Annotated in this window: 20 protein-coding genes; 11 read left to right on the top strand and 9 right to left on the bottom strand. The window is 64.0% G+C overall.

Annotated elements, in window-relative coordinates; all coding sequences use genetic code 11:
• Positions 1 to 79: 79 nt before the first annotated feature.
• From RBH77_RS05980 to rlmH, 3 genes are all read left to right on the top strand, one after another.
• Positions 80 to 1,402 carry an MFS transporter gene (locus tag RBH77_RS05980; protein WP_311032442.1) on the top strand — a complete coding sequence of 441 codons (1,323 nt, stop codon included), beginning with the start codon at positions 80 to 82 and terminating at the stop codon, positions 1,400 to 1,402.
• 116 nt (positions 1,403 to 1,518) lie between these two features.
• A complete protein-coding gene (gene rsfS, locus RBH77_RS05975) occupies positions 1,519 to 1,893 on the top strand; it encodes a ribosome silencing factor (protein ID WP_311031211.1) in 375 nt (124 codons plus the stop codon).
• Positions 1,894 to 1,914: 21 nt separating this feature from the next.
• Positions 1,915 to 2,397 (top strand): 23S rRNA (pseudouridine(1915)-N(3))-methyltransferase RlmH, encoded by a 483-nt coding sequence (gene rlmH, locus RBH77_RS05970; RefSeq protein ID WP_311031210.1) that lies wholly within the window; start codon positions 1,915 to 1,917, stop codon positions 2,395 to 2,397.
• Between the two features lie 23 nt (positions 2,398 to 2,420).
• Here the strand turns inward: rlmH and RBH77_RS05965 are convergent, their stop codons facing one another.
• The 3 genes from RBH77_RS05965 to RBH77_RS05955 form a co-directional block, all read right to left on the bottom strand.
• On the bottom strand, positions 2,421 to 2,828 hold the full coding sequence (locus RBH77_RS05965) for a type II toxin-antitoxin system VapC family toxin (RefSeq protein WP_311031209.1): 408 nt from the start codon (positions 2,826 to 2,828) through the stop codon (positions 2,421 to 2,423).
• Positions 2,825 to 3,067: a type II toxin-antitoxin system Phd/YefM family antitoxin gene (locus RBH77_RS05960; RefSeq protein WP_311031208.1), complete on the bottom strand. Its 243-nt coding sequence runs from the start codon at positions 3,065 to 3,067 to the stop codon at positions 2,825 to 2,827. Before RBH77_RS05960 ends, RBH77_RS05965 begins: the two co-directional genes overlap by 4 nt.
• 104 nt (positions 3,068 to 3,171) lie before the next feature.
• Positions 3,172 to 3,738 carry a peroxidase-related enzyme gene (locus RBH77_RS05955; RefSeq protein WP_311031207.1) on the bottom strand — a complete coding sequence of 189 codons (567 nt, stop codon included), beginning with the start codon at positions 3,736 to 3,738 and terminating at the stop codon, positions 3,172 to 3,174.
• Between the two features lie 120 nt (positions 3,739 to 3,858).
• Between RBH77_RS05955 and RBH77_RS05950 the strand changes: the two genes are divergently transcribed.
• Positions 3,859 to 8,643 carry an NAD-glutamate dehydrogenase gene (locus tag RBH77_RS05950; protein ID WP_311031206.1) on the top strand — a complete coding sequence of 1,595 codons (4,785 nt, stop codon included), beginning with the start codon at positions 3,859 to 3,861 and terminating at the stop codon, positions 8,641 to 8,643.
• Positions 8,644 to 8,659: 16 nt separating this feature from the next.
• Positions 8,660 to 10,039, top strand: coding sequence for an MFS transporter (locus tag RBH77_RS05945; RefSeq protein WP_311031205.1), 1,380 nt, complete (start codon positions 8,660 to 8,662; stop codon positions 10,037 to 10,039).
• An 8-nt stretch (positions 10,040 to 10,047) separates the two neighbouring features.
• On the opposite strand, the gene RBH77_RS05940 is transcribed toward RBH77_RS05945, so the two are convergent.
• Complete coding sequence (locus RBH77_RS05940) at positions 10,048 to 10,869, bottom strand: lytic murein transglycosylase (RefSeq protein WP_311031204.1); 822 nt, start codon at positions 10,867 to 10,869, stop codon at positions 10,048 to 10,050.
• Positions 10,870 to 11,068: 199 nt separating this feature from the next.
• On the opposite strand from RBH77_RS05940, the gene RBH77_RS05935 reads away from it, so the two are divergent.
• Positions 11,069 to 12,055 carry a CPBP family intramembrane glutamic endopeptidase gene (locus RBH77_RS05935; protein ID WP_311031202.1) on the top strand — a complete coding sequence of 329 codons (987 nt, stop codon included), beginning with the start codon at positions 11,069 to 11,071 and terminating at the stop codon, positions 12,053 to 12,055.
• 42 nt (positions 12,056 to 12,097) lie between these two features.
• On the top strand, positions 12,098 to 12,757 hold the full coding sequence (locus RBH77_RS05930; protein WP_311031201.1) for an SCO family protein: 660 nt from the start codon (positions 12,098 to 12,100) through the stop codon (positions 12,755 to 12,757).
• Between the two features lie 21 nt (positions 12,758 to 12,778).
• On the opposite strand, the gene RBH77_RS05925 is transcribed toward RBH77_RS05930, so the two are convergent.
• Entirely contained in the window at positions 12,779 to 13,117 is a 339-nt protein-coding gene (locus RBH77_RS05925) for a copper chaperone PCu(A)C (protein WP_311031200.1), read from the bottom strand.
• A 94-nt stretch (positions 13,118 to 13,211) separates the two neighbouring features.
• The gene (locus RBH77_RS05920) at positions 13,212 to 14,198 is read right to left on the bottom strand and encodes a cytochrome c oxidase assembly protein (protein ID WP_311031199.1); all 987 of its coding nucleotides are present in this window, start codon (positions 14,196 to 14,198) and stop codon (positions 13,212 to 13,214) included.
• A 238-nt stretch (positions 14,199 to 14,436) separates the two neighbouring features.
• Here RBH77_RS05920 and RBH77_RS05915 point away from each other — a divergent pair, with 238 nt between their 5' ends.
• From RBH77_RS05915 to rpsP, 4 genes are all read left to right on the top strand, one after another.
• Positions 14,437 to 15,063 (top strand): DUF1236 domain-containing protein, encoded by a 627-nt coding sequence (locus RBH77_RS05915; RefSeq protein WP_311031198.1) that lies wholly within the window; start codon positions 14,437 to 14,439, stop codon positions 15,061 to 15,063.
• Between the two features lie 273 nt (positions 15,064 to 15,336).
• The gene (ffh, locus tag RBH77_RS05910; protein WP_311031197.1) at positions 15,337 to 16,929 is read left to right on the top strand and encodes a signal recognition particle protein; all 1,593 of its coding nucleotides are present in this window, start codon (positions 15,337 to 15,339) and stop codon (positions 16,927 to 16,929) included.
• Between the two features lie 13 nt (positions 16,930 to 16,942).
• Complete coding sequence (locus tag RBH77_RS05905; protein ID WP_311031196.1) at positions 16,943 to 17,302, top strand: chorismate mutase; 360 nt, start codon at positions 16,943 to 16,945, stop codon at positions 17,300 to 17,302.
• Positions 17,303 to 17,336: 34 nt separating this feature from the next.
• Positions 17,337 to 17,753 carry a 30S ribosomal protein S16 gene (gene rpsP / locus RBH77_RS05900; protein ID WP_311031195.1) on the top strand — a complete coding sequence of 139 codons (417 nt, stop codon included), beginning with the start codon at positions 17,337 to 17,339 and terminating at the stop codon, positions 17,751 to 17,753.
• Between the two features lie 300 nt (positions 17,754 to 18,053).
• Here the strand turns inward: rpsP and RBH77_RS05895 are convergent, their stop codons facing one another.
• The 3 genes from RBH77_RS05895 to RBH77_RS05885 form a co-directional block, all read right to left on the bottom strand.
• Positions 18,054 to 18,629 (bottom strand): NUDIX domain-containing protein, encoded by a 576-nt coding sequence (locus RBH77_RS05895; RefSeq protein ID WP_311031193.1) that lies wholly within the window; start codon positions 18,627 to 18,629, stop codon positions 18,054 to 18,056.
• A gap of 15 nt (positions 18,630 to 18,644) precedes the next feature.
• The gene (gene typA, locus RBH77_RS05890; protein WP_311031192.1) at positions 18,645 to 20,471 is read right to left on the bottom strand and encodes a translational GTPase TypA; all 1,827 of its coding nucleotides are present in this window, start codon (positions 20,469 to 20,471) and stop codon (positions 18,645 to 18,647) included.
• A 113-nt stretch (positions 20,472 to 20,584) separates the two neighbouring features.
• Complete coding sequence (locus RBH77_RS05885) at positions 20,585 to 22,639, bottom strand: M3 family metallopeptidase (RefSeq protein ID WP_311031191.1); 2,055 nt, start codon at positions 22,637 to 22,639, stop codon at positions 20,585 to 20,587.
• Positions 22,640 to 22,656: the final 17 nt, after the last annotated feature.

Below are 22,656 nucleotides of genomic sequence, written 5' to 3'. Positions count from 1 at the left end.
GCCCAATTCGCCGGTCCACCGGCGCCGTGTCGTTTTTGACGCTCAATAAATTTCCGCAATGACAGTTAACTGGCGCGCCATGAACCAGATTGCGCCTGAAATCGAAGGGGCTGAAGAAGCCGGGCAAGCCTCGCTCGTCGCCATCGCCAGCGTCATCGCGGCGATGGGCCTGATCGCGATCGGAAACGGCCTACTCTTCGCCTATATCCCCGTGCGCCTCAACGCCGACGGCTTCGCACCGATTTGGGCAGGAATCATCCTGACCATGCTGTCTGCCGGCGGTATGGCCGGCTGCCTGCTGACGGGGCTTGTCGTGCGCCGTGTTGGCCACGCCCGCGCTTTCATGACGGTAGGGGCGCTTATCATTCTTTCCAACGTCGCCATCGCGGCGGGCATTTATCCCGCCGTCTGGACGGCGGCGCGCACGCTCTATGGCTTCGCCATCTGCGCCATGTTTATCGTCGCCCAAAGCTGGTTGAACGACGCCGTGGAGAACCACATACGCGGCCGCATCATGGCTGCCTTCTATGTCACTTACGAGGTCGGCCTTGGCGTCGGCGCCTTCCTGCTGCGCTTCATGGACCTTAGGACCGATATCGCGCCGGTCGTCGGCATCGCCTTTGCAACGCTCGCGCTTCTGCCTGTAGGCATGACGCGGCTGCCGCCTCCCCCGCCGCCGAAATCGGCATCGGTCGCCTTCCGCCGCGCGTGGTCGATCTCCCCGGTCGGCGTGGCCGGCATGCTTGCGGTAGGCGGGCTTTCGATGATGGTTTCGGGGTTCACGCCGATCCATGCCGCCGCGACAGGCTACAGCCAGGCCGACGTCGCGCTGCTCCTTTTCGCCATGCCGGTCGGCACGCTGCTCTTCCAGATTCCCTTCGGCTGGATCTCCGACCGCACCGACCGCCGCTATGTCATCATCACCGCCTCCGCGCTGGTTGTGATTGGCGGCCTCGCCGCAAGCCGCTTCGACGGAAGCGCGCTTTGGTTGATGATGCTGATCTATGTCGTCTGGAGCGGCTCGACGGAATCGATCTATTCGCTGTCGAGCGCGCACGCCAACGACCGGGCCGACAAGGACGACCTGGTGCCGCTGGCCAGCACCATGCTGTTCGCCTGGTCGCTTTCGGGCTTCGTCGTTCCCGCGATCGCCACCACCCTTACCGCCGCCTACGGCACCGGCGCCTTCATGTGGGTGGCCGTCGCCATCGCGATCGTCTTCTGCCTCTTCGTCGGCTGGCGGATCTCCCGCCAGAAGCCGGTGCCCGCCGCCGAATCAGGCAATTTCTCGCCGCTTGCCGCTCAAGCGCCCCTTCCGGTGGAGCTTGCCTTCGCGCCGATGGATGAAGACGGAGAGGCCGCCGAAACGGAAGGGCGCGAAATAGGAAGCGGCGCGTCTTGAAACTGTTAAGGAACTCTGCCTATCTTTAGTGTGTTCCCGGATGAATCGGGGACACCCGTTGTTCTTGTTCGAAAGGAAAGACGCTGAGAACAGCACTCTCGAAGAAGGCTGAAATCATGCCTTCGCCGGCCGGAATGGTACAGCATGACGACCCTTCCATGGCCCTCAAGACAGTCCTTGCCAGTCTGGAAGACTCCAAGGCCGAAAACATCGTCTCCATCGACATTCAGGGAAAATCGAGCCTCGGCGACTATATGGTTGTCGCGTCGGGCCGGTCGCATCGCCATGTCGCGGCGGTGGCCGACCATCTCCTGAAGGCATTGAAAGACACCGGCATGCGCCCCCGTGTCGAAGGGCTCAACAGCGCCGACTGGGTCCTGGTCGACGCCGGCGATGTGATCGTGCACGTCTTCCGTCCGGAGGTCCGCGAATTCTACAGCATCGAGGAGATGTGGCAGGCGCCGGATCTCGAGGACGAAACGGTCCACTGACCTGATCTAGGGCCGGGACCGATGCATGTTTCCGTTTATGCGGTCGGCCGCATGAAGGCCGGCCCGGAACGGGAATTGGCCGGTCGCTTCTTCGACCGCCTCGCCAAGGCCGGCCCCGCGGTCGGCCTCGATTTCACCGGCGTCACGGAAATCCCCGAAAGCCGGGCCTCTTCTGCGGATGAACGCCGCCGCGAAGAGGGCCAGAAACTTCTCGCCCGCAAGGATGGCGCCACCGCGATCATCCTGCTCGACGAGCGCGGCAGGAATATCGGCTCGGAAGAACTCGCCAGAGCCATTGCTCGCTTCGGCGAAAGCGGCCGCAAGAACCTTGTCCTCGCCATCGGTGGCCCGGACGGCCACGACCCTGCATTTCAAGATGACGCGGACCTCGTCCTTTCCTTCGGCAAGCTCACCTGGCCGCACCAGCTTGTGCGCGTCATGCTCGCAGAACAGCTTTATCGTGCGGCGACGATCCTCTCAGGCCATCCCTATCACCGGGCATAGGCGGCGCGGCCTTATCGCTTGCGTCAGACGAGTTGCGCGCCCGCATCGGAGGCAGCCCTTCTCAAGTCCTTGTCGAGCGTCGCCAGCGGCATGTGCCGCCGCAACGCAAGTTCCAGATAGGCAGCATCGTATGGGGTCAGGGCATGGGCGTCGGAAAGCGACAAGGTCTCATCCCAGGCGTGAAACGCCGTCTCATCATCGTTGTGGATAGGCAGGCGCCATAGCCGGGCAAGCGCATTGTTGCGAAAAGTCATGTCGATCCGCCGTCGTCGGATAGCCGTGCGCAGGCCATTCGCGATTTCAAAGCGCCATAGCGTCGGGACGATCGCACCTTCCTCGACAACGCGATCGATAACGGCTTCGGCGATGTCCGACACCTCGTCTTCGAAAACCCATGCAAACGTTACCGAGGCATCAAGGATGATCGTCACTTACGGCCTTCCTCGATCAGTTCCTTGATCGGGATGCCACCCAACGTGACCCCTTTACGCATCCTTCTTATTTCTTCTACCGCCTTCAGCGCATCGCGCTTGTCGTATCCGCAGACAGCCGCCACCAGCCGCGCCGCGGGCTTGCCGTGGCGCGTGATCAGGACTTCCTCACCCTGCTCGACCAGGTCGAGAAGCGCACCCAGCCTGTTTTTTGCCTCGAACGCACCAAACGTCCGCATTGTAGCCTCCAATTTAAGCTAGCTTAAGCTGGATCTATAGCGGAGCACGGCTCTTTTCAAGTTTATGCGCCGGAAAGCACGTAGCAGACGCGTGACCAATACGCCTACCGCGCCATCTTGTGGTATTCCTCGTTCGGCCGCATATCGACGGCGGCTGCAACGCGGTTCGACATGTTGAAGAAACCTACCACCGAGGCGATGTCCCAAATATCGCGGTCGGAAAAGCCTGCGTCGCGCAGCCCCTGCCGGTCAGCCTCCTCGATTCTGTCCGGCGTCTCGGTGAGCTTGACCGCAAAATCGAACATCGCCTTCTGCTTCGGCGTCAAATCGGCGACGCGGTAATTCATCACCATCATCTCGCCGAGCGCCGGATCGCCGGAAAGCTGACGCACCGCGGCCCCATGCGCGGTCAGGCAATAGAAGCAGTGGTTTACCGAGGAAACGGCGACCGCGATCATCTCGCGCTCCAGCTTCGATAAACCGGAATCTCCTAGCATCAGATCGTTGTACATGTCGGTGAAGGCGCGCAGCTTCTTCTCGTCGAAGGCATAGGACAGGAGCACGTTGGGGACGAGCCCGAGCTTCTCCTCGCATTTGGCGAAATAGGCCTTCGTCCCGTCGGAAAGATTCTCCGAAGGCTTGAGGTCCAGCGCTGTGAGCTTCCCGGTCATCTGCTTCATTCCTTTTTCACATTCGTCTTCCAATTTCCCGATACCGGCGATCCGATCGGGGTCGCCAATATCGCTTTCTCTGCTACGATGCCGCGACCGCCGGTGGGAGGAAGAAAAGCCATGGCCAAGGTGAACGAACACACGCGACCTGACAAGGAGGCTCTCGCCCCGAAAAAGACAGGAGAGGCGGATCGGTTCGGCAAGCTACTCCTGGCCGGCTCGGCGGAGGAAGATATCGCCGCCTACGACCGTGGCGTGCTCAAGGAAGCCGCCGCACTCGCCTGGCATGCGCTCAAGAAGCACCGAGCCGGCGCCAGCGTGGTCGCGGTGGACAATGACCGCCGCATGGTGCGCGAAGGCCGGCCGCTCACAGCCATCACCGTCGTCAACGACAACATGCCCTTCCTCTTCGATTCGGTGCTCGGCGAGATCGCCGATGCCGCAGGCTCGCCGACGCTGGTCACCCACCCGATCATCGCGGTGAAGCATGGCCGCAGCGGCGTCACCGGGCTCGCCGACGGCAAGGCCGACGAGCGAACAAGCGACAAGGTCAGCGTCATCCACGTCCACGTCGCACGCCTCGCCGACGACGAGGCCGCTGCACTCCAGAAGCGCCTGGAATGGATACTCTCCCAGGTGCGGGCTTCCGTCCGCGACTGGCGCGCGATGCTGGCACGGCTCGACCAGGCGATCCTCGACTACCGTTATTCCGAAACGCATCTGAACAAGGATGCGGTCGCCGAAGCCGTCGCCTTCCTCGAATGGCTGCGCGACAATAATTTCACCTTCCTCGGCATGCGCGAATACCGCTACGCGCCGAGCCCCAAGGGCGGCGGCATGGAGCGCGCCGACAAGCCCGGCATCGGCATCCTAGGCGATCCGGATGTGCGCATCCTGCGCCGCGGCGACCAGGAACTGACCACGACGCCGGAAATCCGCGCCTTCCTGACCGGCCCGGAACCGCTTATCGTCACCAAGGCCAACACCCGCTCGGTCGTCCACCGCCGCAACTATCTCGATTATATCGGCGTCAAGACCTTCGACGGTAAGGGCAAGCTGAAGGGCGAACTGCGCATCGTCGGCCTCTTCACTTCGACCGCCTATCTGCGCTCTGTCTTTTCCATTCCCTATCTGCGCTCCAAGGCCGAAGCCGTATTGAAGCATTCGGGGTTCGAGGGCTCGGACCATTCCGGCAAGGCGCTCATCAACATCCTGGAATCCTATCCGCGCGACGAACTCTTCCAGATCGACGTGGCCACGCTGGAGCACAACGCGCTGGCCATCCTGGCGCTCGGCGATCGGCCGCGCGTGCGCGCGCTGGTGCGCGCTGATCCGTTCGACCGCTTTGTCTCCGTCCTCGTCTACGTGCCGCGCGACAATTACGATTCGGACGTGCGGGTGCGCATCGGCGACTATCTGAAGACCGTCTTCGACGGCCATCTGTCGGCCTATTATCCTTCCTTCCCGGAAGGCGCGATGGCGCGTGTCCATTTCATCATCGGCCGTTCCGCCGGCAAGACTCCGAAGGTGCCACAGGAAGAGCTCGAGGCGGAAATCCGCGACATCGTCCGCACCTGGCAGGACGCGCTGCGCGATGCCGCGCATGACGAAGGCGCCGACCCGGCGCTGGTCGCCATCGCCTCGCATTTCCCAGGCTCCTATCGCGGCACGTTCTCGCCGAAAGTGGCTCTGCGCGACGCCGCCGAGATCGGGCGTATCGCCGAGGAAAACCCGATCGCGGCCGATTTCCATCGCCATCCGCACCAGCCGGATACGCATGGCGCGCTGAAGATCTATCATTACGGAGCGCCGGTAGCGCTGTCGCGGCGCGTGCCGATCCTGGAGAATATGGGCTTCCGCGTCATCTCCGAGCGCACCTTCGAGATACCGACCGCCGGCGGCGGACTGGTCTTCGTCCACGACATGGAACTGCAAAGCGCGCATGATGCGCCGCTCGATCTTTCCGATAACGGCGCGCTCTTCGAGGAGGTGTTCCTTTCCGTCTGGCGGGGGACGAACGACAATGACGGCTACAACGCGCTCGCCCACCGTGCCGGCTTCACCTCGGCTGATATCACGATCCTGCGCGCATACGGCCATTATCTGCAGCAGGCCGGCATCCCACAGAGCCAGGATTTCATCGCCGCCGTGCTGGCCCGCCATCCGTCGATCACGAAGAACCTGAGGGAACTGTTTTTCGCCCGCCTCGATCCGACCCGCGTCGACACCGCCGGCAAAAACGAAGATGCGCGTTCGATCAAGGTCGAGATCGAAACCGAACTGGACGGCGTGCCCAACATCGACGAGGACACGATCATCCGCCGTTTCCTCAACCTTGTGCACAACACGCTACGCACCAATCATTTCGCTCCCGTGACGGACGGTAAACCGCGTTCGCTCGCCCTGAAGCTTGATTCCAAATCGGTCGACGGCCTGCCCGAGCCGAGGCCATGGCGCGAGATCTTCGTCTTCGGGCCGGAGATCGAGGGCGTACATCTGCGCTTCGGCCCGGTGGCGCGCGGCGGCTTGCGCTGGTCCGACCGGGCACAGGACTACCGCACCGAAGTGCTCGGCCTCGTCAAGGCGCAGCAGGTCAAGAACGCCGTCATCGTGCCGGTCGGCGCCAAGGGCGGCTTTTATCCGAAGCAACTGCCGGCTGGCGGCAGCCGCGACGCCGTCTTCGAGGCAGGCCGCAACGCCTACATCAATTTCGTCTCCAGCCTGCTTTCGGTCACCGACAATCTCCATGGCGCAAAGGTGGTGCCGCCGGAGAATGTCGTGCGCCATGACCGCGACGACCCCTATTTCGTCGTCGCCGCCGACAAGGGCACGGCGACCTTCTCCGATACCGCCAACGCGATCAGCCAGGCGCATGATTTCTGGCTGGACGACGCTTTCGCCTCGGGCGGCTCGGCCGGCTACGACCACAAGAAGATGGGCATCACCGCGCGCGGCGCCTGGGAGGCGGTGAAGCGGCATTTCCGCGAGATGAACCGCGACATCCAGACGGAGCCCTTCACCGTGGTCGGTGTCGGCGACATGTCGGGCGACGTCTTCGGCAACGGTATGCTCTTGTCGAAAGAAACCCGCCTGATCGCGGCTTTCGACCATCGCGATATCTTCATTGACCCCGACCCGGACGCCGCCTCTTCTTTCGCCGAGCGGCAGCGCATGTTCAGCCTGCCCCGCTCCTCCTGGCAGGATTACGACAAATCGAAGATCTCGGCGGGCGGCGGCATCTTCCCCCGCACGCAGAAATCCATCACCCTGTCGGAGGCGGCCGCTTCGGCCATCGGCCTGAAGAAGACGACCGCCACGCCGACCGAGATCATGAACGCGATCCTGAAGGCCCGCGTTGATCTCCTCTGGTTCGGCGGCATCGGCACCTATGTGCGCGCGACGACGGAGAGCAATCAGGATGTCGGCGACCGCGCGAACGACGCCATCCGCGTCGCGGCTGCGGAAGTCGGCGCCACAGTGATCGGCGAAGGCGCCAATCTCGGCGTCACCCAGCGCGGCCGCATCGAATTCGGCTTGCTCGGCGGACGCTGCAACTCCGATGCCATCGACAATTCCGCCGGCGTCAATTCCTCCGACATGGAGGTGAACATCAAGATCGCGTTCGCGGCAGCTATGCGCAAGAAGAAGCTGACGCGCGTGGCGCGTAACGCCCTTCTGGTCGATATGACGGAGGACGTGGCGTCTCTGGTGCTTGTCAATAATTACGAGCAGACGCTGGCGCTTTCCATGGCCGAGCGGCGCGGCCTCTCCTACCTTCCCCACCAGCGCCGCTTCATCGGCGGGCTGGAGGCGCGCGGCCTGCTCGACCGCAAGGTCGAACTCCTGCCCGACGAGACCGCGCTCTCGGAGCGCGAGGCCAAGGGTCAGCCGCTGACTCGCGCCGAACTCGGCGTGCTGCTCGCCTACGCCAAGCTCACCCTCTTCGACGATCTGGTGAAGGGCGGCCTGCCCGACGACCACTATCTCGAACACGAGCTGATGGGCTACTTCCCGCATCGCATGGCGCAGGAATTCGCTTCCGAGATTTCCTCCCACCGCCTGCGCCGCGAGATCATCGCGACAAGGCTCGCCAACGACATCATCAATCGCGGCGGGCCGGCCTTCGTCAGCCGGCTGAAGGACTTGACCGGGGAGACGGACGAGGCGGCCGGCCGCGCCTTCCTGCTCGTGCGCGAAGGTTACGATCTGAACCGCCTCTACGCCGAGATCGACGCGCTCGACAACAAGATCGACGGCGGCGCGCAGCTCAAGCTCTATTCCATCGCCGCCCATCTGCTCGAGCAGGTGACGTCGTGGCTGCTCAAGAGCGGCGACGAGATCACCGACCTTTCAGCCCGCATCCACAGGCTGAAGGAAGCCCGCGCGGCACTCGAGCCCGAACTGCCGAAGATCATGCCGGCCTTTATGCTGGCCTCGCTGGAGGAACGTACGCAACGCCTGAAGGAGGTTGGCGCTCCCGAAAAACTCGCCGGCGAACTGGCCATGCTGAGCGTCAGTGGGCTCGTCCCCGACATCGTCCATGTCGCCGCCGCCGCGAAAGCCGATCTCACCGCCGCCGCACGCGCTTTCTTCGTGGTGTCGGACGTTTTCCGCATCGGCCGTATCGAAGAGGCGGCACAGGCGCTCGGTACCACCGACTATTACGACGGAATGGCGCTGGAGCGGGCGACCGATGCGCTCGGCAAGGCGCGGCGTGGCATCTGCGTCACCGCGCTCGCCGCACACGGGAAGGAGGCCGACCCGGTGCGCGCATGGATCGCCGCCGGCGGCGAACGCATCCAGCGCACGCGCGAGTGCCTTCAGGCACTGACCGAGGGCGGCGACGTCACCGTGTCGAAGCTTTCGGTGGCTTCCGGCCTGATGACCGATCTGGCGGGATTATAGGAGAGCACCGGCGCGTATGGAGGGGAAAACCGCTCAAGGCGTCGTGTCGCGGCGCGGCGTCTGGGGCTGGATGTTCTTCGACTGGGCCGCCCAGCCCTTCTTCACCGTCGTCACCACCTTCATCTTCGGCCCCTATTTCGTCTCGCGCATGGTAGCCGATCCGGCGCTTGGCCAGGCCGCGTGGGGCTATGGCATCGCGGCCGCCGGTTTGGTCATCGCCATCCTCTCGCCCGTGCTCGGTTCGATTGCCGACCAGACCGGCCCGCGAAAGCCATGGATCGGCTTCTTTGCCGTCATCCAGATCGTCAGCCTTGCCCTGCTCTGGTTCGCCGCACCGGGCTCAGGCGTCGTCCCGGTCCTCATTCTCTTTGCGTTCGCCACGGTGGCGGCGGAATTTTCGATCGTCTTCAACGATTCCATGCTGCCGCGCCTCGTGCCGGGCCCCGACATCGGCCGCATCTCGAACCTCGCCTGGGGGCTCGGCTACCTCGGCGGCATGATCGCACTGATCGCCATCGTGCTCTTCATCGCCGGTTCGCCCGAGACCGGCAGGACCATCATCGGCACGAAACCGCTCTTCGGCCTCGACCCGACGACCGGCGAGGATGCCCGCATCACCGGGCCGATCGCCGCGCTCTGGTATCTCGTCTTCGTCCTGCCGATGTTCTTGTTCACGCCCGACGCCGCGAAGGGTAGCAAGGCGGGACCGGCCGTACGCGCCGGGCTCCTGGAATTGCGCGCGACGCTTGGCGAGGTGCGCGGCAAGGCCGGCATCTTCCGCTTCCTCGTTGCCCGCATGATCTATCAGGACGGCGTCAACGCGCTTCTCGCGCTCGGCGGCGCCTTCGCCGCGCTCATGTTCGGCTGGTCGATCACCGAGATCGGCGTCTACGGCATCATCCTCAACATCGTCGCCATCTTCGGCTGCTGGGCGGCAAGCCGGCTCGACACGGCATTCGGCTCGAAGAAAGTGGTGATCGTCTCGCTCGCGATGCTGACAGTGGCCACGATCGGCATCGTCTCCACCGGCAAGGGCTACACGCTTTTCGGCCTCTTGCCGCTCCCCGGCTCAGATACGGGCGGGCTATTCGGCACGCCGGCGGAAAAGGCCTATGTCGTCTTCGGCCTGCTGGTCGGGCTCGCCTTCGGGCCGGTACAGGCCTCCTCGCGCTCTTATCTCGCCCGCAGCGTATCGGTGCACGACGCCGGCCGCTATTTCGGCATCTACGCGCTCGCCGGCCGCGCCACGAGCTTCGCAGCACCCTTCCTCGTCGCCACCGTGACCGCCGCAAGCGGCTCGCCGAGGCTCGGCATGGCCGTCATCATCCTGTTCCTGCTCGGCGGGCTCGGCATATTGCTGCCGACGCCCTATCCGGCTGCAAGACCGGACGATTGACGGCCAGATTACTGGGCGATCTTGCTGGCGAAAAGCGCCAGCGCCTGCTGATAGACCGTGGCGCGGTTCCATGCCGCGAAAATCGCATAATTCGGCTGGCCCGGCTCATAACCGGCACCCGGCTGCCAGCCATGGCCGCGCAGGAAATTGGCGGTCGAGGCCAATACGTCGGCGCGCGAATGGATAAGGTCGCGGCGGCCGTCGCCATCGAAATCCACGGCATAGTCCAGATATTTCGAGGCCAGGAACTGCGTCTGCCCGAGCTCGCCGGCCCAGGCGCCTCGCATCTCGCCGGGCGACATGTCGCCGCGCTGGACGATCTGGAGCGCCGCGTAGAGTTCATTGGTGAAGAACTCCGTGCGCCGGCAGTCATAGGCGAGCGTCGCCAGCGAACGGATCGTGTCCATATGGCCGGAATTGGCCCCGAATCCCGTCTCCATGCCCCAGATCGCCACCAGTACTTCCGGCGGCACGCCGTAGCGTTTCTCGATGCGCGACAAAAGCCCGGCATTCGAGCGCATTATATCGCGGGCGCGCTTGATATAGGAAGGCGGCGCGCGGCGCGCCATGAACTGCTCGAGCGAAAGCTTGAAGGAATGCTGGTTGCGGTCGAGCCGGATGACGCGCGGATCGTAGCTTACCCGGTCCAGCGCCGAATGCACCGTACGGCTCGATATGCCGCGCGCCTGCGCCTCGGCTTTGAAGGCCTGCAGCCATGCCGGAAAGCCGGCCGCGCTCGAGCCGCATTTCGCGGCATGCGCCGCTCCCGAACTCAAGGCAATGCCGACGACGGCGGCCGCCGCTATCCAGCCCACGAAGCGCAACGCCATACTTTTCTCCTCGATTGCACGAATCCGAAGGTCTTGCGCCGGAATGTGCCAGCCAAAGCCTGCTTTGTCATCTTCCGCAGGTCTATACGGTGTTTTTGCACGAACAAGTTGCAGCAATGCCGCATCCGGTCAGTAAGAAGACCTTCATTTCCATAGGTTATCCGATCCATGCGATATTCGGGGCGGATATCGGCATCGTATGGCGGGAGAAAGCGCGGCAATGGTGCTCGACGGGACGGCATTCGAGACATACCGGCGCTCGGCGGGAGAGAAGACCACGCTTCCCCGTCTGGTCTTCGGCACGATCCTCATCGTGCTCGTATGGCTCGTCGTCACGCTCGTCGCCGTCTTTTCGGGCTTCTATCTTTCCGAAAGCTACGACCTCGGCTTCGGCTCCATGGGCAGTTTCATACAGACGCGCTTCGGCGTGCTCGTATCGCTCGTCACCTTTTCCGGCATCTGGATCGGCGCGTGGTTCGTCATGCGCTTCGTGCATGGCGAACCGCTTTCCGCGCTCTTCGGCGCGGCGCGGCGTATTTCGTGGCCAGATTTCGTCAAGGGGCTGGTCGCAGTGCTGATCACTTCCGTGGTCTCGGAAATCGCGATCTACATGATAGCGCCTGACATCCAGCGCACCGCGATCGGATGGGGTCCCTGGCTCGTCTTCCTCGTCCCCATGCTGTTCCTCGCCTTCGTGCAGACATCGTCGGAGGAGCTTCTCTTCCGCGGCTATCTGCTGCGCGGGCTCGCGCACCGCTTTCGCAATCCGCTGATCTGGGGCTTCCTTCCGGCGCTGGTCTTCACCTGCCTCCACTGGAACATCGGCGCGCCGCTTGCCATGAACGCCTGCGTGCTTGCCAGCATCGGCGCCTTCGCCGCGCTGGTGACCATACTCGTCTACCTGACCGGCAATCTCGGCGCCGGCATGGGCGCCCATTTCGCCAACAATTTCGCCGGTTTCCTGCTGATATCGCATGAAAGCGCGCTGAGTTCGTTCGCGCTCTATCGCGGTAAGCCGCTGGAGACGCTCGTCTGGACGCCGGGTGCGGCCCTGCTGATTGCGTCGATCGGTCTCGTCTGCTGCGCGCTGACGCTTTTGATCCTCGCCCATCCGCGCTCGCCATTGCGTGTCGGAGGCAATGACGCCGGACCGAGGACCGAGCCGAACGGCGCTGCGGCAATTTGAAGACTGGCCGCGCCGCTCGAGCGGCGTATTCCTGGCATCATCATGAGCCTTTATCCGGCATTCCGCGCGCTTGCGGCCGCTCTCGTCCTCTTTTCGATGGGTGCGGCACTTTCGGCCTGCAACAGGGACGAGGGCTGGCATGCAACGGACGTCACAAGCATTTCGCCTGACCTGAAATTCACGATGACCCGCGCCGAGGACGGCAAAGAGGTCACCGCCGCCGATTATCGCGGCAAGGTGACGCTGCTCTATTTCGGTTACACTTTCTGCCCCGATATCTGCCCGACAACGCTCGCCAATGTAGCGGAGATATTGAAGGGACTGGGCAGCGAGGCGAACAAGGTTCGCGTGCTCTTCGTCACCGTCGATCCGGGCCGTGACACGCCGAAAGTGCTGAACCTGTATACGGACGCCTTCGCGCCTCAAATGGACGGCCTCGTCGGCACGGCGGATGAACTTGCCGCGCTCGCGCGCCGCTATCGCATCGCCTATTCCGTCAAGCCCGACGACAACCCGTCCAGATACGAGGTCTCCCACAGCCCCGCCATCTATGTCTTCGGCAGAGAAGGCAAGGCGCGCCTTCTGATCGGCAATCTCGGCATCGGCAAGCCCGATCTCAAGGGCATCGGAGCCGATCTTCACCGCCTGATCGGCGACAATGGGAAATCCGGCTGGCTCGGCTGGCTGCAAGGCGTGGTGTAAACGGCGACGCTCCTCACACCGTCATTCGCCGTTGGCATTGCGCACCTTGAAATCGGCCGTCAGCGTGCCGCCATCGTCGAAGGTGAGCGTCATCTTGACGGCGTTACCGGGCTTTACCCGGTTGCTCGGCTTCACGCACATCAGATGATAACCGCCCGGCGCGAACGACACCGAACCGCCCGCCGGCACGTCGACGCTGTCGACCATCGCCATATGCTCGCCGCCCTCATGCTTGGAGAGGTGCAGCATCAGCATGCCGCAATCAGGCGATGCGGCCGAGACGATCTTGCGGTCCTTGCCGGTCTCGTTCTTCAGCATGAAATAACCGGCCGCCGGCCGCGACGGGATGACGCTGCGCATCCAAGCATCCGAAAGGACCATACCCGCCTCGTCGGCGGATGGGGGAAGCGCAGCAGCCGTCAGCAGGGCAAGGCTCGCTCCCAGGGCTAACAGACTAGCGGCCCGTCCACGGAGCCGACGAGATGACAAGGCCTGTCGCATTTTCCGTATCTTCCTCGCTCCACTGTCTTTCCTCGGCCTGCCGCAGGAAATTGATGACGATGATGAGAGCGATGACGCTCATCATCGCCGACGGGATCCAGACGATCAATCCGCCATACTGCTGGTCGTCCAGCGCGCTGACGGACGGGTAGAGGCGGCCGCACCAATCGTAGAAGGTGTAGATATCGTGCTGGGCGAACGTGATCAGCGCCCCCATGAGGATCTGCGGGAACATGACCAGCATGGCGAGCGTCGCCCTTATCGCGAAGGACGTGTAGGCCGGCGGCGCCGGGCGCGGGTCGAGCACGAGACACCAGAAGAACAGTCCGTCGACGACCATCGACCAGTTCATCACCGCATAGAGGGGTGGGTCGATCATGGCGCGGAAATGGATCGTCGGTGTCAGCCACAGCGCGATCAGCCCGAAGAACAGAACCGCTGCCAAAAAAGGCTGCTGGACGACCGCCACCACCGCCCTCAGCGGCCGCCAGCGCGTCAGCCTTCTCGCCGCCTCGGGCATGCCCTCCATCAGCGTCTTCCCGGGCCAGGCGAGCGCGATCAGGAACGGCCCGAGATGGTGCATGACCACGTGCTGGGCGCGATTCAGGAAGAACATATGCTGCGCCATATATTCGAACCGCGTCTGCAGCACGATCCAGATCAGCGCGATGCCGGCATAATAGAAGACGGTGCGCCACAGCGCCGGACGCTCCTCCAGCGGCGTGCGCACCAGTCCGCATCCGTACCAGTAGACGGCCAGGACCGCCGCGATGAACCAGAGCGGGGAGAAATCCCACGGCGCCCAGAAGGGCATCTCCGACATGCGGTAGGTCGACATCCACCACAGGAAGATGCCCAGCACCGCCATGGCGGCGTAGAAACCGTGGCTGCGGCGCACCCCCGGAGCCGTTTCGGTGGAAATGCTGAAACTCTGCGCCATGACCGCCTGCTTCCGTCCCCGGCTTGTGTTGCAGGGCGTCAACGGGCGTCCAGGTGCCGAAAAACCCACTCTGTGTAAGGCATTTCCGCCTCGCCGCCATTTTGACCAATCGTCGCGGCCGGGAGATTCCTCCGGTCACGCAGCATATGGCGCCGTCACACACACTGAACGTCAGCCCGGAACGAACATCCTTCCACTACGTTCTAGCGGCCGTAGGGCGGCAACAAGGAGGTGTGTCATGAAGAGCATTCTCGTATCCGCCGGCGCAGGCGCGGCCCTCTTGGCCTTTGCCGGCGTCGCGGCCGCCGACACGATGGTTTCCGCGACGACCGATCTCAACGTGCGCGCCGGACCCGGACCCGAATACCAGGTGATCGGCTTTCTCGGCGCCGGCCAACAGGCGCCGCTCACCGGCTGCCTGAAGGATTCCCGCTGGTGCACCGTCTCCACTGCAAACGGCGAAGGCTGGGTCTATTCCGACTATCTCGCCGCCGAGGAACAGGGCCAGCGCGTGGTGATCACCCGGCGTCCGGCCGGTATCGCGGTACCGGACGTGACCTATAACGGCCCTGCCGCGCCGGTGGACACCACGGTGACCAGCGCCATCGTCGGGCCGGAGGACGATATGGCGACCGACGACACGGTCGGCACGATCGAACCGCCGAGCGAGGTCCGCACCTATGTCATCGACCATCGCATGGATCCCGTCTACCTGAACGGCGAGGTGGTCGTCGGTGCCGGCCTGCCCGACAATGTCGAGCTGTCCGACATTCCCGATTACCAGTACCGCTATGTAGACGTGAACGGCCAGCCTGTGCTGGTCGACCCGCAGACCCGGCGCATCGTCTATATCGTGCGCCAGTAGCGGGCAGACCTGTAAGAGAGCCGCCGGATCAGCGCAGTCCGGCGGCTTTCGCCTTGACTCCGCCTCCGTTTTACTGTCTAGACGCGCGACATTCCGCGACGAGTGAGAACTCCGAGCCGCCGACCGGGACGCATCAGAATTGGCCGATCCCGGAGGTCAACACCCGGCAGCGCTGTGCGCCCCCGGGTGGTTTTTGGCTTTGCGCCCGGGTTTCAACGCCAGCGTGGAAACACTACCTCTCGGACCATAACCCGAGAGAAATGAGGAATCTGCATGTTTGAGAGCCTTCAAGAGCGCCTCGGCTCTATCCTGAACGGCCTGACCGGCCGCGGCGCTCTGTCGGAAGCCGATGTAGCGGCGGCGCTGCGCGAGATCCGCCGCGCGCTGCTCGAGGCGGACGTTGCGCTGGAGGTCGTGCGCTCCTTCACCGACAAGGTGCGCGAGAAGGCCGTCGGCGCCGCCGTGCTGAAATCGATCAAGCCCGGCCAGATGGTCGTCAAGATCGTCCATGACGAGCTGGTCGAGATGCTCGGCGCGGAAGGGCAGACGATCGACCTCAACGCGCCGGCGCCGGTCGTCGTCATGATGGTCGGTCTGCAGGGCTCCGGCAAGACGACCACTTCGGCCAAGATCGCCAAGCGGCTTGCCGAGCGTCAGGGCAAGAAGGTCCTGATGGCCTCGCTCGACACACGCCGCCCTGCCGCGCAGGAGCAGCTTCGCCAACTCGGCGAGCAGACGAACGTTCCGACGCTGCCGATCGTAGTCGGTCAGTCTCCTGTCGATATCGCCAGGCGGGCCGTACAGGCCGGCAGGCTCGGCGGCCACGACGTCGTTATCCTCGACACGGCCGGCCGCACCCATATCGACGAGCCGCTGATGGCCGAGATGGCCGATATCCGGAAGGTGTCGGACCCGCACGAGATCCTTCTGGTCGCGGATTCGCTCACCGGCCAGGACGCCGTCAACCTCGCCCGTTCCTTCGACAGCAGGGTCGGTATCACCGGCCTCGTGCTGACCCGCATGGACGGCGACGGGCGCGGCGGTGCCGCCCTTTCCATGCGTGCCGTCACCGGCAAGCCGATCAAGCTGATCGGCACCGGCGAGAAAATGGACGCGCTGGAGGAATTCCATCCCAAGCGCATCGCCGACCGTATCCTCGGCATGGGCGACATCGTCAGCCTGGTCGAGAAAGCTGCCGAAACCATCGACGCCGAGCAAGCGGCGGCGATGGCCAAGAAGATGCAGTCGGGCAAGTTCGACCTGAACGATCTCGCGCAGCAGCTTCAGCAGATGTCCAAGATGGGCGGCATGGGCGGCATCATGGGCATGATGCCGGGCATGGGGAAGATGAAGGATCAGATGGCCGCCGCCGGGCTGGACGACAAGATGTTCGGCCGCCAGCTTGCCATCATCTCCTCGATGACGAAGAAGGAACGCGCCAACCCCGACATCCTCAAGCACAGCCGCAAGAAGCGCATCGCCGCCGGCTCCGGCACCGACGCCGCCGAGATCAACAAGCTTCTGAAGATGCATCGCGGCATGGCCGACATGATGAAAGCCATGGGCGGCAAGGGCAAGGGCAGCGGCATGATGCGCGGGCTGATGGGCGGCATGGCGCAGAAGATGGGACTAGGCGGCATGATGCCCGGAGGCGGAATGCCGGATCTGTCGAAGATGGACTCGAAACAGCTCGAAGCGTTGAAGAAGCAGGCGGAAGCCGCCGGCCTCGGCGGCGCCGGCATGAAGGGTCTGCCCGGTCTGGGTGATGGCGGCGGATTGCCCAAGGGGCTACCAGGCCTCGGAGGGCCGAAACTGCCCGGCCTTGGCGGCCCTGGCGGGCTGCCGGGCCTCGGCAGGAAGAAATGAAGGAGAGGAAAGAATGAGCGACGAGAGGGACCAGGCGCGAGCGCAACTCCTTGAATATCGCGCCTCTATCGACAATTTCGATGCGGCGCTGATCCACATCCTCGCCGAGCGCTTCCGCTGCACCAAGGCGGTCGGCGTGCTGAAGGCCACCCACGGCCTGCCGCCGGCCGATCCGGCGCGTGAGCAGCAGCAGATCGCGCGGCTGAGGAAACTCGCCCATGATTCCCATCTCGACCCCGACTTCGCCGAGAAATTCCTCAACTTCGTCGTCAAGGAAGTGATCCGTCATCACGAGCGGATCGCGGCCGAAAACGGCGACGGCAAGAACGACGCTTCCGGCGTCATCCCCACCCCGGCCGAAACCGGCCGTTAACGCAACAGTCGAACATCACCTTCAGGAGAAAAAAATGGCATTGAAAATCCGACTGGCCCGCGCGGGCTCCAAGAAGCGTCCCTATTACCATGTCGTCGTCGCCGACGTGCGTTCGCCGCGCGACGGCCGCTTTATCGAGGCGGTCGGCTCGTGGAGCCCGCTGCTGCCCAAGGACGGCGAGCGCGTGAAGCTGAACGAAGAGCGTATCAAGCACTGGCTCGGCCAGGGCGCTCTGCCGACCGACCGCGTCGCCCGCTTCCTCGACCAGGCCGGCATCGCCAAGCGCGATGCACGCAACAACCCGGTCAAGGCGCAGCCCGGCAAGAAGGCGCAGGAACGCGCCGCCCTGATCGAGAAGGCGCGCGCCGATGCCGAGGCCGCCGCGGCCGAACTGGTCGCTCCCGCCGAGGCTCCGGCAGAGGCTCCGGCCGAAGAGAACGCCGCAAGCTGAGCCATTGGCTTTTTTGCCTCTGTCTCCCTTGCAAGCGGAGGGCAATCGCATATGCGATCTGCATGGCCTCTTACCCACACACCTAACCCCTCCCCACAAGGGGGAGGGGGACTTTTCTCCGGCGTCGCATAACGCAAACTTCGACGATTTTTGTTCGGAAGCGGTGTCGGCGTCTCCCTCCCCCCTGTGGGGAGGGGACAGGGGTGGGAGTGCGAAGCCGCGCGAATTCCAAAAGCGATTGTCTCCTGCAAACGACAGGAGAGGGCCTTGTGCGGCCGGAGCCAGACCGCCCGGCCGCCGCTATCCTTTCGCCAGCACACATTCCTGGATGAGCAGGATCGTCTTGGCGTCGATGATGCGGCCGTCGCGTGTGGCGGTGAAGGCATCGTCCAGCGTCATTTCCACCACTTCGATGTCCTCGCCCTCGTCCGGATGGCCGCCGCCGGCCGAAATCCTGTCGGCGGGCGTGTAGCAGGCAGTGAAGAAGGTTACCCGCTCGGTGACACTGCCGGGGATCGTATAGGCGCTGTAGAGCCGCTTCAGATCACGCAGGCGGCAACCCATCTCCTCTTCCGCCTCCCGGCGGATGCAGGTCTCGGCGTCCTCGTCACCGTCCAGAACACCGGCACAGGCTTCCAGCAGGCTGTCGGCACCGCTCGCCAGATAGACCGGTAGGCGGAACTGTCGCACCAGCAAAACCGTGCCCCGTTCCGGATCGTAGGGCAGAACGGTCGCCGCTTCGCCGCGCTCATAGACTTCGCGCGTCTGCGGCTCCCAATTCCCGTCGCGGCGGCGATAGTCGAGAACGACCTTCTTCAGCTTCGTCCAGCCGTCGGAGAGAAGTTCGACGGAGCGGATGCAGATGCGATCGCCCATCGTCGTGCCCCTGACTCAGGCGGCGCCGAGGGTCTTCGCCCTTTCCGAGCGCTTGCGTTCGTTCGGATCGAGGTGGAATTTCCTCAGCCGGATGGATTTCGGCGTCACCTCGACCAGTTCGTCGTCCTGAATCCAAGCGAGAGCGCGTTCGAGCGTCATGCGCACCGGGGGCGTCAGCTTCACGGCCTCGTCCTTGCCGGCGGCGCGGATGTTGGTGAGCTTCTTGCCCTTCAGGACGTTGACCTCGAGATCGTTGTCGCGCGTGTGGATGCCAACGATCATGCCCTGATAGACCTTGACGCCAGGATCGATGACCATCGGGCCACGGTCCTCGAGGTTCCACAGCGCGTAGGCTACCGCCTCTCCCTGGTCGTTGGAGATGAGCACCCCGTTGACGCGGCCGCCTATCTCGCCCTTGTAGGGCTCGTAGGCATGAAACAGCCGGTTCATGACGGCGGTGCCGCGCGTGTCGGTCAAAAGTTCGGACTGGTAGCCGATCAGCCCGCGTGTCGGCGCGTGGAAGACCAGGCGCTGACGGTTGCCGCCCGAGGGGCGCAGTTCGACCATCTCGGCCTTTCGCTCCGACATCTTCTGCACGACGATGCCGGCATGCTCCTCGTCGACGTCGATCACGACCTCCTCGATCGGCTCCAGCAACTGGCCGCCTTCGTCGTTCTTCATGACGACACGGGGGCGCGAGACGGCAAGCTCGAAGCCTTCGCGGCGCATGGTCTCGATCAGGACGGCAAGCTGCAATTCGCCCCGGCCGGAGACGTAGAAGGAATCCTTGTCGGCCGATTCCTCGATCTTCAGCGCCACATTGCCTTCCGCCTCGCGCAGGAGGCGATCGCGGATGACACGGCTCGTCACCTTGTCGCCTTCGGTGCCGGCAAGCGGCGAATCATTGACGAGGAAGGACATGGTGACGGTCGGCGGGTCGATCGGCTGCGCCGGCAGTGGCTCGGTCACGGAGGGATCGCAGAACGTGTCGGCGACCGTGCCCTTGGCAAGCCCGGCGATGGCGACGATGTCGCCGGCGGAAGCCTCCTCGATCGGCTGGCGCTCGATGCCGCGGAAGGCGAGGATCTTGGAGATACGGCCGCTCTCGATCAGCGAGCCGTCATGATGGAGAACCTTGACCGCCTGGTTCGGCTTGATCGCGCCGGCCTCGATACGGCCGGTGATGATGCGGCCGAGGAACGGGTTGGCCTCGAGGATGGTGCCGATCATGCGGAACGGCCCGGCATGAACGGTCGGCTCGGGCACATGTCGAAGCACGAGATCGAAGAGCGGGGCGAGGCCCTTGTCCTTCGGCCCTTCGGGGGCTTCCGCCATCCAGCCATCACGGCCGGAGCCGTAGAGGATCGGGAAATCGAGCTGCTCGTCGGTGGCGTCGAGCGCAGCAAACAGGTCGAAGACCTCGTTCACGACCTCGATATGGCGGGCGTCGGGGCGGTCGATCTTGTTGATGGCGACGATCGGCCTCAGCCCGACCTTCAGCGCCTTGCCGACGACGAATTTCGTCTGCGGCATCGGACCCTCGGCGGCGTCGACCAGCACGATGGCACCGTCCACCATGTTGAGGATGCGCTCCACCTCACCGCCAAAATCGGCATGGCCGGGCGTATCGACGATGTTGATGCGGGTGTCGCCCCACACCACCGACGTCGCCTTGGCGAGGATGGTGATGCCGCGCTCCTTCTCCAGATCGTTGGAGTCCATGACGCGCTCGGCGACGCGCTGGTTGTCGCGGACGGAGCCGGATTGCTTCAGGAGCGCGTCGACAAGGGTGGTTTTCCCATGATCGACATGGGCGATGATCGCGATATTGCGGAGTTTCATTGGTTCAGCTCGGGAGAGTTACGGGCGCCGCCAGACGGCACGGCCTGAAGCGCGCCTCGTTTCGTTTGCGGCGCTCATACAGTTTTTTTTGCAGATGCGAAAGAGGCCGGCCCTCACATGAGGCCGCGCTGCTCCATCATGGCTTCGGGCGAAGGCATCCTGCCGCGAAAGGCGGTATAGAGCGTTTCCGGATCGGCGGAGCCGCCGGCGGCGTAGATATTCTTCCTCAGCTTTTCCGCCAGCGCCGGGTCGAACGGATCGCCGGCCTCCTCGAAGGCGGCGAAAGCATCGGCATCCAGCACTTCCGACCACATGTAGGAATAATAGCCGGCCGAATAGCCGTCGCCGGAGAAGACATGCAGGAAATGCGGCGTGCGGTGGCGCATGACGATGGCGTCGGGCATGTCGATCTTCGCGAGTGTCTCGGCCTCGAAGCGGAGCGGCTCCTCGGGCGCGTCGGCCCGCGAATGATAGGCCATGTCGACAAGCGCCGAGGACGTGTATTCGACCGTCGCGAAGCCGGCGTCGAAATTCTTCGCGGCAAGCATCTTCTCCACGAGCGCCTTCGGCATCGGCTCGCCGGTACGCGCATGGCGGGCGTGCTTTTCCAGGATTTCCGGCACGGTCAGCCAATGCTCGTAAAGCTGCGAGGGCAGCTCGACGAAGTCGCGCGCCACCGACGTGCCGGCGATGGACGGCCAGGTGACATCGGTCAGCATGCCGTGCAGCGCATGGCCGAATTCGTGGAACAGCGTACGCGCCTCGTCGAGCGAGAGAAGCGCCTGCTCGCCCTTCGCCGGTTTGGCGAAATTCATGATGTTGTAGATCACAGGATGCGTGCCCTTGCCGAGCTTGTAGCCCGATTGCAGGCTGCTCATCCACGCGCCCGAGCGCTTGGACGGCCTGGCGAAATGATCGGCGAGGAAGGTGGCGCGGTAGGCGCCACCGGCGTCCTTCACCTCGAAGACGCGGACGTCCGGGTGCCAGGCGGCGATGCCGCGCTTTTCCTCGAAGGTCAGACCGAACAGCCGGCCCGCCACATCGAAACATGCGTCGATGACGCGGTCGAGCTGCAGATAGGGCTTCAATTCCGCCTCGTCGAAATCGTACTTCTCGGCGCGCAGCTTCTCCGCATGGTAGCGCCAGTCCCAAGGCGCGATCGCTTCGTTCTGGCCTTCCGCCTCAGCGAGTCTTTGCAGTTCTGTCCGGTCGGCCTCGGCCTTCCCGCGCGCCTTTTCCCAAACCGGATTGAGAAGGCCCATGACCGCGTCCGGCGTCTTCGCCATCGTGTCGTCGAGCTTCAGCGCTGCATAGGTGTCGTAGCCGAGCAGCTTCGCCTTTTCGGCGCGCAACGCGAGCGTCTTCCTTACATTTTCACCGTTGTCGGTCGCGCCGCCATTCTCGCCGCGCTTAGCGAAGGCATGGAAAGCCTTTTCGCGCAGATCGCGCCGCGAGGAGAAGGTGAGGAACGGGATGACGATCGAGCGCGAGAGCGTCACGGCGAACACGCCCGGCTTTTCCCGCAGCGCCGCCTCCGCCATCGAATCGCGCAGGAAGTCCGGCACGCCGGCAAGATCGTTCTCTTCCAGGAAAAGCACCCAGTCCTTCTCGTCGGCGAGCACGTTCTGGCCGAAGGAGGCACCGAGCGAGGCAAGCTCGCTGTTGACGGTCGCCAGCCGTTCCTTGCTCTGCTGGTCCAGTTTCGCGCCAGCGCGCACGAAGCGCTTCCAGGTCCTTTCCAGCACGCGCGCGGTCTCAGCGTCGAGGCCCAGGCTCTCGGCTTTGCCCTGCAGAGTGTCTATCCGCGCAAAAAGCCGGTCGTTCATGTAGATCGCCGAATAATGCGCGGCCATCTTTGGAGCGAGATCGCGCTCAAGCGCCTGAATCTCATCATTGGTATGCGCGCCGGCCAGGCACCAGAAGATCGCCGAAACGCGCGAGAGCGCATCGCCGGCGAGTTCGAAGGCGGCCAGCGTATTCTCGATGGTCGATGCGTCCTCATTGGCGGCGACCGCCTCGATCTCGGCATTGTGGGCGGCAAGGGCTGCCTCGAAGACGGGCGCGAAATCCGCCTGTCTGATCCTGCCGTAGTCGGGCAGGCCGAGCGGGCCGCCCCAGGCGGTGAGCGGATGCGTGACTAGATCGACGGCGGATACGCTGGACGGCATTGGGAGACTTTCGCGCT

Origin of the sequence: Mesorhizobium koreense (assembly GCF_031656215.1) — a bacterium.
In the GTDB taxonomy this organism is placed as follows: domain Bacteria; phylum Pseudomonadota; class Alphaproteobacteria; order Rhizobiales; family Rhizobiaceae; genus Mesorhizobium_L; species Mesorhizobium_L koreense.
The sequence above is the reverse complement of the archived record's forward strand: the minus strand, read 5'-3'. Positions and strand labels throughout refer to the sequence as shown.

Coding starts and splice junctions, on each gene's coding strand:
- RBH77_RS05955 (WP_311031207.1), bottom strand. CDS start 3,738: ATGACCGGGAAGCTCACAGCGCTGGACCTCAAGCCTTCGGAGAATCTT.
- RBH77_RS05895 (WP_311031193.1), bottom strand. CDS start 18,629: ATGGGCGATCGCATCTGCATCCGCTCCGTCGAACTTCTCTCCGACGGC.
- RBH77_RS05885 (WP_311031191.1), bottom strand. CDS start 22,639: ATGCCGTCCAGCGTATCCGCCGTCGATCTAGTCACGCATCCGCTCACC.
- rpsP (WP_311031195.1), top strand. CDS start 17,337: ATGGCATTGAAAATCCGACTGGCCCGCGCGGGCTCCAAGAAGCGTCCC.
- RBH77_RS05925 (WP_311031200.1), bottom strand. CDS start 13,117: ATGCGCAGCGTCATCCCGTCGCGGCCGGCGGCCGGTTATTTCATGCTG.
- RBH77_RS05935 (WP_311031202.1), top strand. CDS start 11,069: ATGGCGGGAGAAAGCGCGGCAATGGTGCTCGACGGGACGGCATTCGAG.
- RBH77_RS05905 (WP_311031196.1), top strand. CDS start 16,943: ATGAGCGACGAGAGGGACCAGGCGCGAGCGCAACTCCTTGAATATCGC.
- rlmH (WP_311031210.1), top strand. CDS start 1,915: ATGCATGTTTCCGTTTATGCGGTCGGCCGCATGAAGGCCGGCCCGGAA.
- RBH77_RS05980 (WP_311032442.1), top strand. CDS start 80: ATGAACCAGATTGCGCCTGAAATCGAAGGGGCTGAAGAAGCCGGGCAA.
- RBH77_RS05950 (WP_311031206.1), top strand. CDS start 3,859: ATGGCCAAGGTGAACGAACACACGCGACCTGACAAGGAGGCTCTCGCC.
- RBH77_RS05940 (WP_311031204.1), bottom strand. CDS start 10,869: ATGGCGTTGCGCTTCGTGGGCTGGATAGCGGCGGCCGCCGTCGTCGGC.
- typA (WP_311031192.1), bottom strand. CDS start 20,471: ATGAAACTCCGCAATATCGCGATCATCGCCCATGTCGATCATGGGAAA.
- RBH77_RS05920 (WP_311031199.1), bottom strand. CDS start 14,198: ATGGCGCAGAGTTTCAGCATTTCCACCGAAACGGCTCCGGGGGTGCGC.
- RBH77_RS05915 (WP_311031198.1), top strand. CDS start 14,437: ATGAAGAGCATTCTCGTATCCGCCGGCGCAGGCGCGGCCCTCTTGGCC.
- RBH77_RS05930 (WP_311031201.1), top strand. CDS start 12,098: ATGAGCCTTTATCCGGCATTCCGCGCGCTTGCGGCCGCTCTCGTCCTC.
- RBH77_RS05945 (WP_311031205.1), top strand. CDS start 8,660: ATGGAGGGGAAAACCGCTCAAGGCGTCGTGTCGCGGCGCGGCGTCTGG.
- RBH77_RS05960 (WP_311031208.1), bottom strand. CDS start 3,067: ATGCGGACGTTTGGTGCGTTCGAGGCAAAAAACAGGCTGGGTGCGCTT.
- rsfS (WP_311031211.1), top strand. CDS start 1,519: ATGCCTTCGCCGGCCGGAATGGTACAGCATGACGACCCTTCCATGGCC.
- ffh (WP_311031197.1), top strand. CDS start 15,337: ATGTTTGAGAGCCTTCAAGAGCGCCTCGGCTCTATCCTGAACGGCCTG.